Source organism: Clostridium sp. MCC345 (assembly GCF_018785345.1).
Lineage (GTDB): Bacteria > Bacillota > Clostridia > Lachnospirales > Anaerotignaceae > Anaerotignum_A > Anaerotignum_A faecicola.
Genome location: NZ_WQPP01000064.1, coordinates 69299 through 84842 on the forward strand (window position 1 = coordinate 69299; position 15544 = coordinate 84842).

Sequence of the window (15544 nt, forward strand, 5' to 3'; positions counted from 1 at the left end):
TTTTTACTTAAAGCGAAAAAGTGAGCCGTCAGGCTCACTTTTTTTGTCTTTTTTTGTCTGAATAAGTCAAAAATCTGTTTTTGTCTTAATTGAGTATGCTTCCTTTTCCTCTTATGTCAAAAGAATTGCCTTCCCCATCGCAAAGGAATAAAGATAGGTCTCCCGAATGGAAATCCCCATTGCTCTCTCCAGCGCCGTCCGGTACAACTCCAGCTGGATGCGGTATCGCGCCTTCAGATCTTCTTCATCGTAAATGCGGTCACTCTTATAGTCAATCAGAATCCCGACATCTTTTTCCGTAAAGTAGCAGTCAATAATCCCGTTTACCAGAATTTCGTCCGTCACCTCTCGATATTCCTCCCCGAAGAATAATTCCTTCGGCTGCATCAGCACAGAAAACGGGCGTTCCTTCTCTATCCTCTCAGCCCCACGCAGCCGTTCCGCCAGTTCGGACTCGAAAAATTGCAGAAGCTCCCTTCTCCGAAGATATTTTCCTTCTTCCTCCGTCAGTCTGCCTCTCTGCACCAGCTCCGCCGTCAAGCTGTCAATTTCCTCCCTCGTATATTTCTTCCGAAAATCCGCTTCTTCCATAAAGGTATGCATCGCCGTACCCATCTCGGCACTGCTCAGCTTCCGCTTTTCCGCAAAATCGGGCAGTCTGATTTCCTGATGTGCAGGCATAATGATTTCGCCTGTCATTTCCTCCTGATATTTCCGCTTGATTTCCGAAATGGAAAGCTTCGCAGGCAGCCTTGTTTCCTTCCCATGGGGATATTGCCAGCTTAAAATGCGGAAAACCGCCTGCCGCTCCTCCGTCATTTCCGCAGGGCTTTCCCATGCCGCAAAAAAATCCCGCTGTTCCTCGGCAGTCTTCTGCTCCTGCGCCGTTTCCTGCAAGGCCTCGTCCTTTGTCATGCAGGAAAGCCTCCATGCCGATTCCTCCGCAGAAAAAACACACTGCTTCGGCAATCCGTCCTCCCATTCTGCCGCAAGCCGCTCTCTCGCAGGGTGCCGCAGATAGGCAGGCATCACCCAGTCCAGATAGCTTTTCGCGCGCCGCAGACGGGATGCAGGCAGAATCTCCGTATCGCAGTCCGCCGTACTGCCCCATTTCAGAAACGCCTTTTCAAAATCCTTCACCGTTCCCGTCAGAATCAGCTTTTCCTTTGCACGCGTCAGCGCCACATAAAGCACGCGCAGCTCCTCTGCAAGGTTTTCCTCTCTGATTGCCTCTGCCAGCGCACGCTTTGCCAGTGTGCGGTAGGAAACCCGTTTTTCGATATCCGTATAATCCATACCGCAGCCCCATTTCTGGTGCAGCAGCACCGCACTGCGGATATCCAGCTCATTAAAGCTTTTCCCCATATCCGCCACGAAAACCACAGGAAATTCCAGACCCTTGCTCTTGTGAATCGTCATCACCTGCATCCGATCCTCGCCCTCGGTCGGCAGCTTTGCGGAAGATGTTTCCGCCTCCGCCGTTTTCATATCCTCCACATAGCGGATGAAATAAAACAGTCCCCTATGGCTGCCCTTCTCGTATTGCTCCGCCTTTTCCAGCAAAAGCCGCAGATTCGCCTGCCTGAGCGTCCCCCCTGCCGTCACACTCAGATAATCATAATACCCCGTTTCCCGGTACAGCAGCCGCAGCAGCTCATGCAGAGAAAAATTCCGCACCTCGTTCCGCCAATGTGTTAAATCTGCAAGAAAAGCAGAAATCCGCGCGCGCAGTGCCGCATCCTCGCCCTCCTGCAAATAACGCCGCAGGCAGTCATAATACAATCCCTTGCCGCCCTGCAACCGAATCTGCATCAGCGCATCCGCAGAAAAATCATAAATGGGCGAGTGTAAAATCGAAAGCAGGGGAATATCCTGTCTGGGGTTATCCAGCAGCCGCAGCAAATGCAGCATGGTTTCTACCTCCGGCACCTCAAAATAGCCCTCCGCCGTTTCCGCATAATAGGGCATCCCTGCCTTGCCGAATACATCATCCAGCACACTGCTCCAATTCTTCATGGAGCGCAGCAGAATCGCAATATCCCCATACCGCAGGGGGCGATATGCGCCTGTTTTCTTATCCACAACCTGATAGCTGCTTTCCATCAGCGCGCGAATCCTTGCGACAATCGCGGTCGCCTCCACCTGCCGTCTGTCCAGCTCTTTCAGCTCCTCCGAAAGCTCGGAATCCTCTGCCTCCGCTGTCGCAATCAGAAGAATCTCATTCTCGCCGCCGTGCGGCTCTGCGCAGTCGGGGAACGTCATTCCTGCATATAACGCCGCCGCATCATCATATGCAATCTCTCCAAATTCCTTCTGCATGATCTGGCGAAAAATAAAATTCACGCCATCCAATATATTTTTACGGCTGCGGAAGTTCTTGGAAAGCACGATTTTCCGTTCCTTCCGTCCCTCCTCCGCAGGATACCGCTGATATTTCTCATTGAATAATTCGGGCATCGCCTGACGGAAGCGATAAATGCTCTGCTTCACATCACCCACCATAAACCGATTATTCTCGCCGATGCTTTCGCCCGAAACTGCCGCCAGAATCGTTTCCTGCACTAAGTTACTGTCCTGATATTCGTCAATCATGATTTCATCATACCGCTGCCGCAGCTCCGCCGCCGCTTCTGTCGGCGTGCCGTCCTCGTTCACAAGAATCTCCAGTGCAAAATGCTCATAATCATGAAAATCTATCATATTTTTCTCTCGCTTTGCCGCCGCAAAGGCATCCAGAAACAGCTTCGTCAGCCGCGCAAGCCCCTGCGCAACGGGATACATCCGCCGCACCAGGTCTGCCTGCATTTCGGGGCTATAAGCAAAAATCGTCTCCTGCAATTTTTTAATCATATCCTTCGCTTCGTTTCGCAATGCCTTAATGCGCTCCGCCGTTTCCTTTTCCTCGCCGCGGTAGGCAGGCAGGCGCGCAAAATCAATCGCAAGATACGCCAGCCGCCAGTCGGCATACTTTTTCTGCAATGCCGCCGCAAAGTTCTCCACCATCGCGACCTCGTTCGTCAGAAGCTTATGATAGCCGCCAAATTCGCCCTCATCTGCCATCTGCCATGCCTTTTTCAGCTGATAGCGCGCATAGTCCAAAGCAGTCTCCACACTCTGCCGAATCAGCAAAAACCAGCCGCAGGCATCTACCGTTTCCCCCTCCGCAAGGAAAAGGCTCTCCGCCAGCTGCTCTAACTGCCGTTTCGGGTTCGGGCTGCCCTCCGCAAAGGTATACAGCTGCAAAACCAAATCCTGCAAGGGCGTATCCTTCGTAGAGGAGGAAAAGGTTTCCAACAGGTCAAAAAACCACTGGCTGTCCTCTGCCGCATAAAGCGTCTCGAATAACTCCTCCAGCACCTCCTTCTGCAGCAGCTTGATTTCCGCAGGGTCGGCAGTGCGCACCTTCGGGTCAAGCTCCAACAAATGATAATATTCCCGAATCACCTGCAAGCAGAAGGCATGGATGGTCTTGATATCTGCCCTTGGCAAAAACGCCATCTGGTTTTGCAAATGGATATCTTCGGGCGTTTCCTCCAGCTGCTTCGCAATCGCCACGCCAATCCTCTGCCGCATTTCGGATGCCGCCGCATTCGTAAACGTCACCACAAGCAGTCTGTCTATTTCCTGCCCCTCCCGCAAAAGCTTCGTGATAATGCGCTCCACGAGAACCGCCGTTTTGCCGCTGCCTGCCGCCGCCGCAATCAGCAAATCGCTGCCCCTCGCATCAATCGCCTGTTTCTGCTCCTTCGTCCATCTGTTTGCCATCGCCGTTCCTCCCCACACTGCCCCTCGGCTTACTGCGCCCGTTTCAAGCGGATGTGAAAGGGAACATAGCCCGTAAAGGAGCTCATAAAACTACTATAGGAATTATACCAGAAATTCCCGATGAATGCGAAGGAAAAACCACTCAGGGTTTTGTCACCAAATAAATACCTCGCAGTTGTTTTATGAAATAGCTCCTGAAAGCCGCTCTGATACAGCTCCGCACAGCGGTGCAGAAGATCTGTCATCTTCCTCTCCTGTCCACTCAGCGAAAAAACCGCTGTCAACCCTGTCCACATGCGTGTCCAGTCCAGTCCACTTTTCCTACGGCGGACTGTGCGAATCGTATGATAAATTGCTGCCAGCTTAAAAAACCGAGCAAGCGTTTTTTCATCCATTCGCCCCAGATTTTCCCGAAAATAGTTATACGCAAGCGGCGTTTCCAGAAAAACCTCATACGCATCTGCCGCCGTGCTTTCCACGCACTGCGCGAAAAATGCCCGCAAAAACGCATCCTCCAGCGCATACGCCCGCGCCGAAAGCCGCTCCCGTTCCGCCTCAATCCAAAGCCCCAGCCGTTCTTCCTTCTTTCTTTTTTCCCACATAAAAAATCACCTCCCCTTTATTGTAAAAGGAAAGGTGTGGCGTTTCCTGTTTTTTCTCCGCAAAATCAGACAGGCTCCCGCAAAATACGGGAGCCGCAGAATATTAAGTCGAAAACAGGCTTTCGACTTGTTGAAACAGCCTTTCTGTCGGGTTATCAGCACCCGCAGGTGTTGCCGATGCTGTTGCTCTTGTTGTTGCCGCAGCAGCACAGCAAAATCAGAATCCACAGCCAGGAGCCGCTGTCGCCCCAGCTGCCGCAGCCATCATTATTGCCGCAGCAGCACAACAGAAGCAAGATCCAGATGATGTTTTCGTTCCCACAACCAAATCCACACATAATAAAATACCTCCTTAAGATAAAAGCATTCTTGTTACACTCCTATCCTATGAGGTATTTTGGAATTTCTTGCCTGTCTTGCTTTCGTTTTCCTGCGAAAAAAATCACTTCGGCAGAATCAAATCATTGATGCTGATGTCCACCGTAAAGCCGCCCATTTCATCCGCAATGCTGACTAGCCTGATGCTTTCTTCATCCACAAAATGCAGTACATGTGTCATTTTATTTATTTCCCCCAGAGAAACCAGATCTGCTTCCTCCGCAATGCCGTAGAAAAATGCCTGCATCCCGTTTTTGCGATAAAGCTCCATGATGGATAATGCGGCATCATAGCCTGCCTCTGTACAGGTGAAAAGCGCCTTTGTCTGCACCTCTGCCATAAAATCATCCCTTCTTCTTTTCCACAAGCAGCTTTTCCAGCTCGTCAATAAAGGTATTGATATCCTTGAACTGGCGATAAACCGATGCAAAGCGCACATACGCCACCTCGTCCACCTCTTTCAGACGATCCATCACCATATTGCCAATCTGCTTGCTTTCTACTTCTCTCTCTCCCAGACCCATCAGCGTATTTTCAATATCATCCGCCAGCTCCTGAATCTGCTGTGCCGTAACGGGACGCTTGTTGCAGGATTTCATTACACCGTTGATAATCTTGGTTTTGTCGAAAATTTCTCTTGTACCATCATTTTTAATCACCGTAATCGGAATCATATCAATCCGCTCGTATGTAGTGAAGCGTTTGCCGCAGCTTTCGCAAAGGCGGCGGCGGCGAATGACTGAGTTATCCTCCTGTCCGCGGGAATCGATTACCTTTGTATCATTATAATTGCAAAAAGGGCATTTCAAAGCCATTTCCTCCTTTAAATAGCATATAAACAGCATAAAAATCTATCCTTCAGTATAAAGGAGATTCTGCCGCAGGTCAACACCCGTCAGTCCCCATCTGTTCTTAGGATTTCCTCTCCATCCACCTCCACAAGAATGATATCGTCACCGATGCGGCGAATACACCGCCAAGGCACGAAAAATGCCCGTTCCTTTCCAAAGAAATTCCACTTACTGCCACATTCCGGAATAATCAGTGTGCAGATTTTTCCGGAAATCGCATCCAGCTCCAAATCGCAGACGCACCCCAACCGCCTTCCGTCGCAGATATTGATGACCTCCTTCTCCTGTAAGCAGGAAAACCGTTCCCATTTCATTTTTCTCTCCCCCATTTTTGGTAATCTTTTTTAATTTTATGCGAAAAAAGTCTGTCCGAAGGCTCACTTTCGGCAATCTGTTTAAATTCATATTTTTCACACTGTTCCCCTTGACGAGCTTCTTTGAATACCATACAATATATATGCTTGCTATTTTAAACAACACCCACATCTTGTGGTTTATTTGAGATAAAATTTCATTTGGATGGAACTAGAAAAAAAGGAAAAATCGAAAAGAGGGAATGATTATGATTACAACCATCACCAAAAGAGACGGGCGCACTGTGCATTTTGATATCAACAAAATCGCCAGTGCCATTGAAAAAGCCTTTGCAGCAACCATCGGCAAAAAGGATTACGCAATCTGCCTTGCACTTGCACAGGAGGTTTCCGATATTTTTGAAGAAAAACAAATTGACTCCCCTACGGTAGAGCAGATTCAGGATACCGTAGAGCGCGTACTGATTAACCACGGGCATGTACGCACCGCAAAGGCGTATATCCTCTATCGTGCAGAACGTACCAGAGTCAGAAACATGAACGACAGACTGATGAAAACCTTCGAGGACATCACCTACAAGGATGCAACCGACAGCGATATCAAGCGCGAAAACGCGAATATCGACGGCAACACCGCCATGGGTTCTATGCTGAAATACGGCTCCGAGGGTGCAAAGCATTTCTATGAAAGCTATGTGCTGAACCCTGCCCATTCCGAGGCGCACAGAAACGGGGATATTCATATTCATGATTTGGACTTCTATACACTGACAACCACCTGCTGCCAGATTGACTTAATCAAGCTGTTCCATGACGGCTTTTCCACAGGGCATGGTGTACTGAGAGAGCCCAACGATATCGCAAGCTATGCTTCTCTGGCTTGTATTGCTATCCAGTCCAACCAGAATGACCAGCACGGCGGTCAGTCTATCGCAAACTTTGATTATGGTCTGGCTCCCGGCGTTGCAAAAACCTACAAAAAACGCTATCGCTCCAACCTGACCTCCTTAATTGAAGTGATGGACTGCGCCGCGCATGCGAAAAAAACAAAGGAAATCTTCCAAACACTGACCGCAGAAAATCTGATCCCTACACTGGATGGCTCTCAGGCATACACCGAAAGAGAAAAGGAGCTGCTTCTGGAGGCAGGCGTACCCGAAGAAATTCTGGACAAGATTCAGTCCTTCTCCGCGAAAAAGGCAACCGAGGAAACCGATAAGGCAACCTATCAGGCAATGGAGGCACTGCTGCATAACCTCAACACCATGCACAGCCGTGCAGGCGCGCAGACCCCCTTCTCCTCCATCAACTACGGCATGGATACCTCCACAGAAGGGCGCATGGTTATGAAAAATATGCTTCTGGTAACAGAGGCAGGGCTGGGCAACGGCGAAACCGCTATCTTCCCCATCCAGATTTTCCGTGTGAAGGATGGCGTAAACTTCAACCCCGGCGAACCCAACTATGACCTGTTCAAGCTTTCCTGCCGCGTGAGTGCAAAGCGTCTGTTCCCGAATTTTTCCTTCCAGGATGCACCCTTTAACCTGCAATATTATAAAGAAGGCCATCCCGAAACGGAAATCGCATACATGGGCTGCCGTACCCGCGTTATCGGCAATGTGAACGATCCCGAACGGGAAATCACCTACGGCAGAGGGAATTTAAGCTTCACCTCCATCAACCTGCCCCGTATCGCAATTCTGGCAAACAAAAACATCGACTGGTTCTTCTCCGAGCTGGACAGAAAGATTGACTTGGTCGTAGAACAGCTGCTGGAGCGCTTTGAAATTCAGGCAAAGAAAAAGGTACACAACTACCCCTTCCTGATGGGCGAGGGTGTCTGGATTGACAGCGAAAAGCTGAATTATGATGACGAGGTAAGAGAGGTGCTCAAGCACGGCACACTTTCCGTCGGGTTTATCGGTCTGGCAGAGGCACTGAAGGCACTGCTTGGCGTACACCACGGCGAAAGCGAAATCGCACAGAACCTTGGTCTGGATATCATCGGGCACATGAGAAAACGCATGGATGACCTGTCCGCAGAAACACATCTGAACTTTAGCCTGCTGGCAACACCTGCGGAAGGGCTGTCCGGCCGTTTTGTCCGCATGGACAGAGAACGCTTCGGCTCCATCGAGGGTGTCACAGACAGAGAATATTACACAAACAGCTTCCATATTCCTGTATATTACCCCATCAGCGCGTATAAGAAGATTCAGCTGGAAGCACCTTATCACGAGCTGACAAATGCAGGACATATCACCTATATCGAACTGGACGGCGACCCCAGCACAAATCTGGATGCCTTTGAAAAGGTCATCCGCTACATGAAGGCACAGGGCATCGGCTACGGCTCCATCAACCATCCCGTTGACCGCGACCCCGTCTGCGGCTACAACGGCATCATCGGGGACACCTGCCCGAAATGCGGCAGAAGTGAAACCGACGGAGAATACGGATTCCAGCGCATCCGCAGAATCACAGGCTATCTGGTAGGTACGCTTGACCGCTTCAACAACGCAAAGCGTGCAGAGGTACGCGACAGAGTGAAACATTCTATTGTAACGGAAGTAAAATTAGAAGCAAAGGATTGATAGAGGCATGAGAATCAGTCTGAGCGGCGTAACCGGGGATTCCATTGTGGATGGCCCCGGACTGCGCCTAACCATATTTACGCAGGGTTGCCTGCACCACTGCCCCGGCTGCCACAACCCACAGACGCACGACCCCGATGGCGGCTCCTGGGCGGATACCGATGATATTCTTGCGGCGGCGGCAGAAAATCCCCTGCTGGACGGGATTACCCTTTCGGGCGGCGACCCCTTTTTACAGCCTGTCCCCTGCCTTGCCTTGGCGGAGGGTGCGCATAAAATCGGCTTGAATGTATGGACCTATACCGGCTATACATGGGAGGCGCTTTGGGAGGAAAACGATGCCGACAAGCTGGCACTTTTAAAGGAAACGGATGTGCTTGTGGACGGGCCTTTTCTTCTGGCAGAACGCTCGTTGGAGCTGCAATTTTGCGGCAGCCGCAACCAGCGGTTGATTGATGTAAAAAAATCCCTTGCAGAGGGCAAGGTTGTGCTCTGGGAGGAACCGAGCTATTTTTAAGATAAAAAATAAGGGAGTCTGCCGACTCCCATTTTTATTTTGATGTAAAATATTTTATTGCGATAATCACTGCCGATATCACGAGATACGGGATGACTCTGCTCATATCTATTTCTTCAATCGAAGGATCAACTTTTTCCAGAAATTTCTGCACCAGAAAAATCATGCCATAAAACACAAATACAAAAATCGGAATTGCAATCGAATATTCCATAATGCGTCCCCCTTTTCTTTTCAGCATAGCAGAAAACCCAAGGTCTGACAACAATCCCCGAAAATATTTAAGAAAATCTTACGATTTCTACTTCTTCTCCCCAAAAGGCGCGAAATGTGTTACACTTTCCTTAAAGAATCCGCAAGGATTAAGGAAAACTTAAACATTTCCCTGCGATTTTCTTAAAATCGTTTCGGTAAGATAGAATCACAGTATGACGGAGGTGCACCATGTACAACATTTTGATTTGCGATGACGAAAAGGATATCGTATCCGCTCTATCGATTTATTTATCCACAGAAAACTACAACATTTTCACCGCCTATACCGGGCAGGAGGCCTTGGATATCGTTGCCAAGCATGACATTCATCTGATTCTGATGGATATCATGATGCCCCAGATGGACGGGATTGCCGCTACGGTGAAGCTGAGAGAAACCTCGAACATCCCCATTATCCTGCTGACCGCAAAGAGTGAGGACAGCGACAAGATTCTGGGGCTGAATATCGGGGCGGATGACTACATCACGAAGCCCTTCAACCCGATTGAGGTGCTGGCAAGGGTGCGTTCGCAGCTGCGCCGCTATACCTCTCTGGGCGGCATGGCGAAGAAAGCTTCCCACCTGACAAACGGCGGCATTGAAATGGATGATGAATCGAAAATCGTGACAGTGGACGGCGAGGTTGTCAGCTTAACGCCAAGTGAATACAACATTCTCAAGCTGCTGATGGAAAACCCCGGCAGAGTTTTTTCCTCCACGCAAATCTATGAACGCATCTGGAATGAGGATGCCTGCGGCTCCGGCAGCGTGGTTGCTGTACATATCCGCCATCTGCGTGAAAAAATTGAGATTGACCCCTCGAACCCCCGTTATCTCAAGGTAGTCTGGGGTCTGGGGTACAAAATCGAGAAGGAGGCGAAACAATGACAAAGCTTTCCTATACCCTCGGCATGAAGGTGTTTGCCTGCTTTATCGCAGTGCTTTCGGGCATCACCGCCTTTTTCGACGGTATTGGTATCTTTCTGGCAAACAGCTACGACTTTTACAGCAGCAGCCTTGCAGAACTGAAGCTGGCCCATCCTTATCTTGATACAGGGATGCTGACGAAGCTTTACGGAATGCGCGGCTCACTTCTGCCGATTCTGGTGATCAGCCTGCTTCTGTTTGCCATTTCGGTGATTTATCTTCTGTGCGCGGCAGGGCATCGGCCGGATACGGATGAAATCGTTCCAAATTTGCAGGATAAAATCCCTCTGGATCTGTATTTTGCCATCGTCTGCCCGATTTCGCTGGCAATTCTGTTCCTTATTCTGGAAGGCCGCAATCCCCTTGCCGATACGGGGGCGCTTTCCTTTGTAGTAATTGGTTCGATCATTCTCGCCATTTTGGGACTGGCGACGCTTCTGACCTGTGTGACCCGTCTGAAGCTGGGAAGATATTTTTATCAGCACACGATTGCCTATCAGGTCATTCGCTTCTGCTGGAAAATGCTTGCGGCAGTCTGCTCGACGATTGCGGATGCTGTAAAATCCATTTCCACTACATGGAAGATTGCAGTGGCATGGCTTGTGATTTCCGCATTTTATACCATGGGCGGCTTTGGGGCGATTGTGCTCAGCTTTGCACTGCTGCTGGTATTCTGCTCCATGGCATCACAGATGCAGGAGCTGAAAAACGGCGGCGAGGAGCTGGCAAAGGGCAACCTGAACTACAAAATCAACACACAGCGGATGTTCCCCCTCTTTCGCGCGCATGGAAAAAACCTGAACAGCATTTCCAAGGGCTTTTCCATCGCATTAGAGCAGAAAATGAAAAGCGAGCATCTGAAAACGGAACTCATCACAAATGTTTCCCATGATATCAAAACGCCGCTGACCTCTATCATCAACTATGTGGATCTGCTGAAAAAGGAAAATCTGGAGGGGCAGGCGGCGGAATATATTGAGGTTCTGGACAGACAATCCCGCAGGCTGAAAAAGCTGACCGAGGACTTGGTTGAGGCCTCCAAGGCTTCGACAGGCAACCTCAAGGTACAGCTTGCCCCGACGGATATGGGCGAGCTGGCGGCACAGGCAGTTGCAGAATATGAGGAAAAGTTGGAAAACGCCCATCTGGAGGCAGTCATCAACGGCGGAGATACCCCCCTGTTTGCCATGGTGGACGGCAATCTGACCTGGCGCGTGCTGAGCAACCTTCTGAGCAACGCCTGCAAATATTCGCAGCCGCACACAAGAGTGTATATCGATATCAAAAAAGAGAAGGATACCGTGATTCTTTCCATGAAGAATATCAGCAGAGATGCGCTCAATATTCCTGCGGAGGAATTGATGGAGCGGTTTGTGCGCGGAGACAGCTCCCGTCACACAGAGGGAAGCGGCTTGGGGCTGAATATCGCACAATCTCTTGTCGGCTTGCAGAAAGGAACCTTCTCTCTGGAAATCGAAGGTGATTTGTTCAAGGCATTTGTCGCATTCCCTGCAACCGAGCCTCCTGCGCCCCCTGCGGAGGAAATGCCGGAGAAGGAAATGCCAACGGATGCAATGCCAATGGAGGATATGCCGATAGAAGAAATGCAAGAGGAAACGGAAAAAGGCGAATAAAAAAAAGCGACTCGAAAAAAAATTTCGGGTCGTTTTTTTCATTCTTACCATTTATGATGGTGCAGCTGCCCCTCCATCAGCATGCCGGGGAAGCCCTGCTGCCGCATGGCCTCATAAATAATAATGGCAACGGAATTGGAAAGATTCAGGCTTCTTGCCGCTTCGAGCATAGGGATGCGAATGGTATTTGCTTCATGCGCCATAAGAATTTCTTCGGGGATGCCCGCGCTTTCCTTCCCAAACATGATGTAATCATTTTCGCCGTAGGTCACATCAGCGTAAATATGACGCGCCTTTGTGGATGCCATCCAGATTTTCGCATTGGGATTCCTTTCGCAGAAGTCCTCGAAATTTTCATAATAGCGGATATCCAGAAGCTTCCAGTAATCCAGACCTGCGCGCTTGAGATACTTATCCTCAACGGAAAAGCCCAGAGGCTTAATCAGATGCAGGACGGAATTTGTCACTGCGCAGGTACGCGCGATATTGCCTGCGTTCTGGGGAATTTCCGGCTCCAACAAAACAATGTGCATAAAAAATCATTCCTTTCTTCTGCAAATTAGCATAGCATACCCGTTTGCAAAAAACAACTCTCGGTTTTCGGCGGAAATTTGCAGAACTCCTTGTATTTTGGTATATTTTCTATTGACATAAATAAGAACCCGTATTATTATTAAATAACAATAGTTATCATTTATAAGAGGGGTGTATTTGTATGAAAGAAACTGCGCAGCTTTTGCGAGAAAAAGGGCTGAAGGTCACCCCACAGCGTATTGCCGTTTATAATATGCTTTTGGGTACCACCGCGCATCCGAATGCGGAAATGATTTATAAAACACTGGAACCGACTAACCCCACCATGAGCCTTGCTACGGTCTATAAAACGCTTGATTTTTTCAAGCAGCTTGGTCTGGTGCAGGAATTGAACGTGGGCGAGTCAAGCTCTCGTTATGATGCCGTGGTGCGGTGTCATCCGCATACGGTTTGCCGTATCTGCGGCAGAGTGGATGATTTGCACATGGACGCATTAACAGAGGTTGCAAGAAAGCTTGTGCCGGATTTGGATTTTGATGTGGAATGTGAGCAGCTCATCCTCTACGGGGTCTGCAAGGAATGTCAGGAAAAATAACCGCCAAAAAGAGTATCTTTCGCTTAGAGGATACTCTTTTTTCTTTGCAATTCTTAAGACTTTCTTACAATGTTCGCGTCTTGTTGACATCCGTTTTTCGCCTTTGCTATACTGGAAAAAAGAACATTTTTCGGTAAAAGGGGGCAAACGAATGAAATATAAACGAAAGCTGGCACCTGCAACGACCTTTGATTTTGCCGCCATGGAAACATGGCTGTCTGATATGGCGGAGGACGGGTGGATTCCTGTTGACTTTCGGGGCGAAAAGGTAAAATTTCAGCAGGCAGAACCGCAAAAAAGAAGCTACCGCATTGCCATTCCGCGCTATTTCGATACCCAACCTACCGCAAAGCAGCTGGAGGAATATCATCAGCTTGGTTGGGAATTTATCTGTACCTACCGCTGCAAGGGCTATCTTCTGGCGAATATCACGGAGCATCCCCAAGAGCCTTACACAGACCCTGCCGTACAGAAGAAAAACATTGAGGAGCTTTATCAAGAGGAACGCTATCTTTATCTTGCAGGCATGGTTCTCGGCACTCTGTTTTTCGTCGGCTTAGGGCTGCTTACATGGCATTATTTAGGTCGAAATATCATAGACCCGAATTGGGTTTTGGAGTTTTATGGGCCAATCCTCTTCCTCCTTCTCGCTGTTTTCAATTTCTATGAGCTGCGTCTGCTCAAAAGGCTGAAAACAAGCTTGGAGCAAGGACTTCCCATCTCGCATGAGAAGGATTACACCAAAAAGCTGCAGCTCAAAAGAATCAGCAATCTCATTTACGCGATTCTGGGTATCACACTTCTCCTGCCACCCCTCTCGGACATCTATTCTGCTTTTAGACCGGACGAAACACAGGAGAAGGCTGCCGTTTCGGTTTCTCCTCTGCCTTATGTGCCGATGGAAGAAATCACAAAAAGTGCCTCCGATACCGAAATCAGCCTCTATTCCGAGCCGACACTCTTTGCACCCCTGCTTTTCCAAACGTTCGAGATGGGCGATTCCAACTCAATGGATACCATGCTCTTAGAGGTGCGCCCCTCCTTCCTGACGGAGCAGGCGTTTCTGACCTTAGGGGCAAACGGCACATTTCCCGATGCCTTCCTTCCCTCAACGGCAGAGCAGGCGTTGGTGCTTTCCTCCGATTCCTTTGACGAGGGGTATTTTTATCAGGAAACAAGCGAGATGCGCCGCCAGATGCTGACGCTTCGCAAGGGCAATCGCCTTCTGATTGTGCGCTACCGCGGCGAGAACAGACTGGTCGATTCTCTGAGCGCCTTTCTGCCCCTATTAGAGCAGGACTACACTATACAGGAATAACCGAAAACATCAAAAGGAGGACATTCCATGACGAAATGCAAAAGAAAGCTGCTCCCCGCAGAGCCATACGAAATTGATGCACTGGAAAGTTGGTTTTCCGACCTTTCCGCAGAGGGACTGCATGTGCAGAAGGCAAATGCCCTCTTTGCGACCTTCATAGAGGGCGAGAAAAAGCGTCTGCTTTTCCGCATGGAGCCGAAGCAGGACGGTATTTTCCCTGCTCTGGATGAAAGCAAGGCGGAGGAACGGAACGCGCAGCATAGGGAAAAGGGTTGGAGCTTTGTCTGCGGATTAAACCGTTTCTATGTCTATGCCGCAGAAGAAGGTACAGCGGATTACTTTGCCACACCGGAGGAAGAAGGTGCATATTATCCCGACAATTTGAAGGGAAACAAATTCTTCAACAGCATCTATGCAGAAATACTGATTATTGTTGTGCTGATTGCGGCTTATATTTTCGTTCTGCACAGACAGACCACATACGACTGGGTAGAGGGTTTCGCCAACCCCTTCTGTAATCCTCTTATTTTAGTTTTTGCCATATTTGCCGGACAGCGCAACCGCGGTACCATCAAGCTGCAAAGCTCTCTTGCGGCAGGCGAGCCGCACCATCAGCCGACCGATTGGCAGGCACCCCACCTGCGGCGGAAGCATCGGCTATATTATGTCTGCGTTGCCGGGATGATTGCATTCGTCCTCCTGCCGTTTCTGCCCAATGTATTTTCCTTTTCCGACCGACCGATTGCAGAGGTGAAAAAGCCCCTGCCGATGATTTCTCTGGCGGAACTGGAAAACGATCCTGATTTTTACGCTGTGGACAGCTATTATCAGCGGGACGGCAATGCCAAGGAGGACTGGTGGGAGCGGGAGGCAAATCTGGTCAACTCCTATCCGACCTTCGGCTCTCCTGTTGACCTTGCCTATAATCAGGCAGGGCGGATTCCGAATCAAACAGATGCGTTAGGCGAACCGTATGAATCGGTGCTTTGGGTGGAATATCGCAGGCTTGCGTTCTTCCTTTCCCCGAAGGAATATATTAAGGAATATCTGGGTCGTGCTTATGAAACCTATGAAACTACGGCTTTGGAGGATACACCGTTTGATTACGCCCTTCTGGCAAAGGGTAAAAATCATACAAGGCTATATCTGGTTTCGGGGCAGACGCTTCTGGAACTGCATTATTACTATGGTGATGCGGATTTGACAAAGCATTATGACCTGTATGAAAAGGCAGTGAAGGAAATGCAGAAAAAATAAGAT

The 15544-nt window shown here is 49.4% G+C and carries 15 protein-coding genes; 7 read left to right on the forward strand and 8 right to left on the reverse strand.

What is annotated here, in order from left to right:
* Positions 1–111: 111 nt before the first annotated feature.
* The 6 genes from addA to GPK49_RS11480 all read right to left on the reverse strand — a co-directional run bounded on the left by addA (position 112) and on the right by GPK49_RS11480 (position 5910).
* Positions 112–3765, reverse strand: coding sequence for a helicase-exonuclease AddAB subunit AddA (gene addA, locus GPK49_RS11455; protein ID WP_215677979.1), 3654 nt, complete (start codon positions 3763–3765; stop codon positions 112–114).
* 29 nt (positions 3766–3794) lie between these two features.
* Entirely contained in the window at positions 3795–4367 is a 573-nt protein-coding gene (locus tag GPK49_RS11460) for a hypothetical protein (protein ID WP_215677981.1), read from the reverse strand.
* Between the two features lie 155 nt (positions 4368–4522).
* A complete protein-coding gene (locus tag GPK49_RS11465) occupies positions 4523–4705 on the reverse strand; it encodes a hypothetical protein (RefSeq protein WP_016407515.1) in 183 nt (60 codons plus the stop codon).
* Positions 4706–4809: 104 nt separating this feature from the next.
* Positions 4810–5085, reverse strand: coding sequence for a hypothetical protein (locus GPK49_RS11470; RefSeq protein ID WP_215677983.1), 276 nt, complete (start codon positions 5083–5085; stop codon positions 4810–4812).
* A gap of 4 nt (positions 5086–5089) precedes the next feature.
* Complete coding sequence (nrdR, locus tag GPK49_RS11475) at positions 5090–5554, reverse strand: transcriptional regulator NrdR (protein ID WP_118579822.1); 465 nt, start codon at positions 5552–5554, stop codon at positions 5090–5092.
* Between the two features lie 86 nt (positions 5555–5640).
* Positions 5641–5910, reverse strand: a complete 270-nt coding sequence (locus GPK49_RS11480) for a YlmC/YmxH family sporulation protein (protein WP_215677985.1) — start codon at positions 5908–5910, stop codon at positions 5641–5643.
* Positions 5911–6158: 248 nt separating this feature from the next.
* Here GPK49_RS11480 and GPK49_RS11485 point away from each other — a divergent pair, with 248 nt between their 5' ends.
* Positions 6159–8504: an anaerobic ribonucleoside triphosphate reductase gene (locus GPK49_RS11485; protein ID WP_016407519.1), complete on the forward strand. Its 2346-nt coding sequence runs from the start codon at positions 6159–6161 to the stop codon at positions 8502–8504.
* Between the two features lie 7 nt (positions 8505–8511).
* On the forward strand, positions 8512–9021 hold the full coding sequence (gene nrdG / locus GPK49_RS11490) for an anaerobic ribonucleoside-triphosphate reductase activating protein (protein WP_215677989.1): 510 nt from the start codon (positions 8512–8514) through the stop codon (positions 9019–9021).
* A gap of 34 nt (positions 9022–9055) precedes the next feature.
* On the opposite strand, the gene GPK49_RS11495 is transcribed toward nrdG, so the two are convergent.
* A complete protein-coding gene (locus tag GPK49_RS11495) occupies positions 9056–9235 on the reverse strand; it encodes a hypothetical protein (RefSeq protein WP_016407521.1) in 180 nt (59 codons plus the stop codon).
* Between the two features lie 230 nt (positions 9236–9465).
* On the opposite strand from GPK49_RS11495, the gene GPK49_RS11500 reads away from it, so the two are divergent.
* Both GPK49_RS11500 and GPK49_RS11505 read left to right on the forward strand, forming a co-directional pair.
* Positions 9466–10164 (forward strand): response regulator transcription factor, encoded by a 699-nt coding sequence (locus GPK49_RS11500; RefSeq protein ID WP_016407522.1) that lies wholly within the window; start codon positions 9466–9468, stop codon positions 10162–10164.
* Positions 10161–11837, forward strand: coding sequence for a sensor histidine kinase (locus GPK49_RS11505; protein ID WP_215677993.1), 1677 nt, complete (start codon positions 10161–10163; stop codon positions 11835–11837). The genes GPK49_RS11500 and GPK49_RS11505 overlap by 4 nt, the downstream gene beginning before the upstream one ends.
* A 44-nt stretch (positions 11838–11881) precedes the next feature.
* Here GPK49_RS11505 and trmL read toward each other — a convergent pair whose 3' ends face one another.
* The gene (trmL, locus tag GPK49_RS11510) at positions 11882–12370 is read right to left on the reverse strand and encodes a tRNA (uridine(34)/cytosine(34)/5-carboxymethylaminomethyluridine(34)-2'-O)-methyltransferase TrmL (protein ID WP_215677996.1); all 489 of its coding nucleotides are present in this window, start codon (positions 12368–12370) and stop codon (positions 11882–11884) included.
* A 182-nt stretch (positions 12371–12552) separates the two neighbouring features.
* On the opposite strand from trmL, the gene GPK49_RS11515 reads away from it, so the two are divergent.
* The 3 genes from GPK49_RS11515 (at position 12553) to GPK49_RS11525 (ending at position 15541) form a co-directional block, all read left to right on the forward strand.
* Positions 12553–12966 carry a Fur family transcriptional regulator gene (locus GPK49_RS11515; RefSeq protein ID WP_215677999.1) on the forward strand — a complete coding sequence of 138 codons (414 nt, stop codon included), beginning with the start codon at positions 12553–12555 and terminating at the stop codon, positions 12964–12966.
* A gap of 151 nt (positions 12967–13117) precedes the next feature.
* Positions 13118–14284 (forward strand): DUF2812 domain-containing protein, encoded by a 1167-nt coding sequence (locus GPK49_RS11520; RefSeq protein WP_215678001.1) that lies wholly within the window; start codon positions 13118–13120, stop codon positions 14282–14284.
* A gap of 27 nt (positions 14285–14311) precedes the next feature.
* A complete protein-coding gene (locus GPK49_RS11525; protein WP_215678004.1) occupies positions 14312–15541 on the forward strand; it encodes a DUF2812 domain-containing protein in 1230 nt (409 codons plus the stop codon).
* The last annotated feature ends 3 nt before the right edge of the window (positions 15542–15544 follow it).

Excerpts from the sequence above, each read along its gene's own strand:
- addA (WP_215677979.1), bottom strand. The coding sequence starts at position 3,765 with ATGGCAAACAGATGGACGAAGGAGCAGAAACAGGCGATTGATGCGAGG.
- GPK49_RS11460 (WP_215677981.1), bottom strand. The coding sequence starts at position 4,367 with ATGTGGGAAAAAAGAAAGAAGGAAGAACGGCTGGGGCTTTGGATTGAG.
- GPK49_RS11465 (WP_016407515.1), bottom strand. The coding sequence starts at position 4,705 with ATGTGTGGATTTGGTTGTGGGAACGAAAACATCATCTGGATCTTGCTT.
- GPK49_RS11470 (WP_215677983.1), bottom strand. The coding sequence starts at position 5,085 with ATGGCAGAGGTGCAGACAAAGGCGCTTTTCACCTGTACAGAGGCAGGC.
- GPK49_RS11480 (WP_215677985.1), bottom strand. The coding sequence starts at position 5,910 with ATGAAATGGGAACGGTTTTCCTGCTTACAGGAGAAGGAGGTCATCAAT.
- GPK49_RS11485 (WP_016407519.1), top strand. The coding sequence starts at position 6,159 with ATGATTACAACCATCACCAAAAGAGACGGGCGCACTGTGCATTTTGAT.
- nrdG (WP_215677989.1), top strand. The coding sequence starts at position 8,512 with ATGAGAATCAGTCTGAGCGGCGTAACCGGGGATTCCATTGTGGATGGC.
- GPK49_RS11495 (WP_016407521.1), bottom strand. The coding sequence starts at position 9,235 with ATGGAATATTCGATTGCAATTCCGATTTTTGTATTTGTGTTTTATGGC.
- GPK49_RS11500 (WP_016407522.1), top strand. The coding sequence starts at position 9,466 with ATGTACAACATTTTGATTTGCGATGACGAAAAGGATATCGTATCCGCT.
- GPK49_RS11505 (WP_215677993.1), top strand. The coding sequence starts at position 10,161 with ATGACAAAGCTTTCCTATACCCTCGGCATGAAGGTGTTTGCCTGCTTT.
- trmL (WP_215677996.1), bottom strand. The coding sequence starts at position 12,370 with ATGCACATTGTTTTGTTGGAGCCGGAAATTCCCCAGAACGCAGGCAAT.
- GPK49_RS11515 (WP_215677999.1), top strand. The coding sequence starts at position 12,553 with ATGAAAGAAACTGCGCAGCTTTTGCGAGAAAAAGGGCTGAAGGTCACC.
- GPK49_RS11520 (WP_215678001.1), top strand. The coding sequence starts at position 13,118 with ATGAAATATAAACGAAAGCTGGCACCTGCAACGACCTTTGATTTTGCC.
- GPK49_RS11525 (WP_215678004.1), top strand. The coding sequence starts at position 14,312 with ATGACGAAATGCAAAAGAAAGCTGCTCCCCGCAGAGCCATACGAAATT.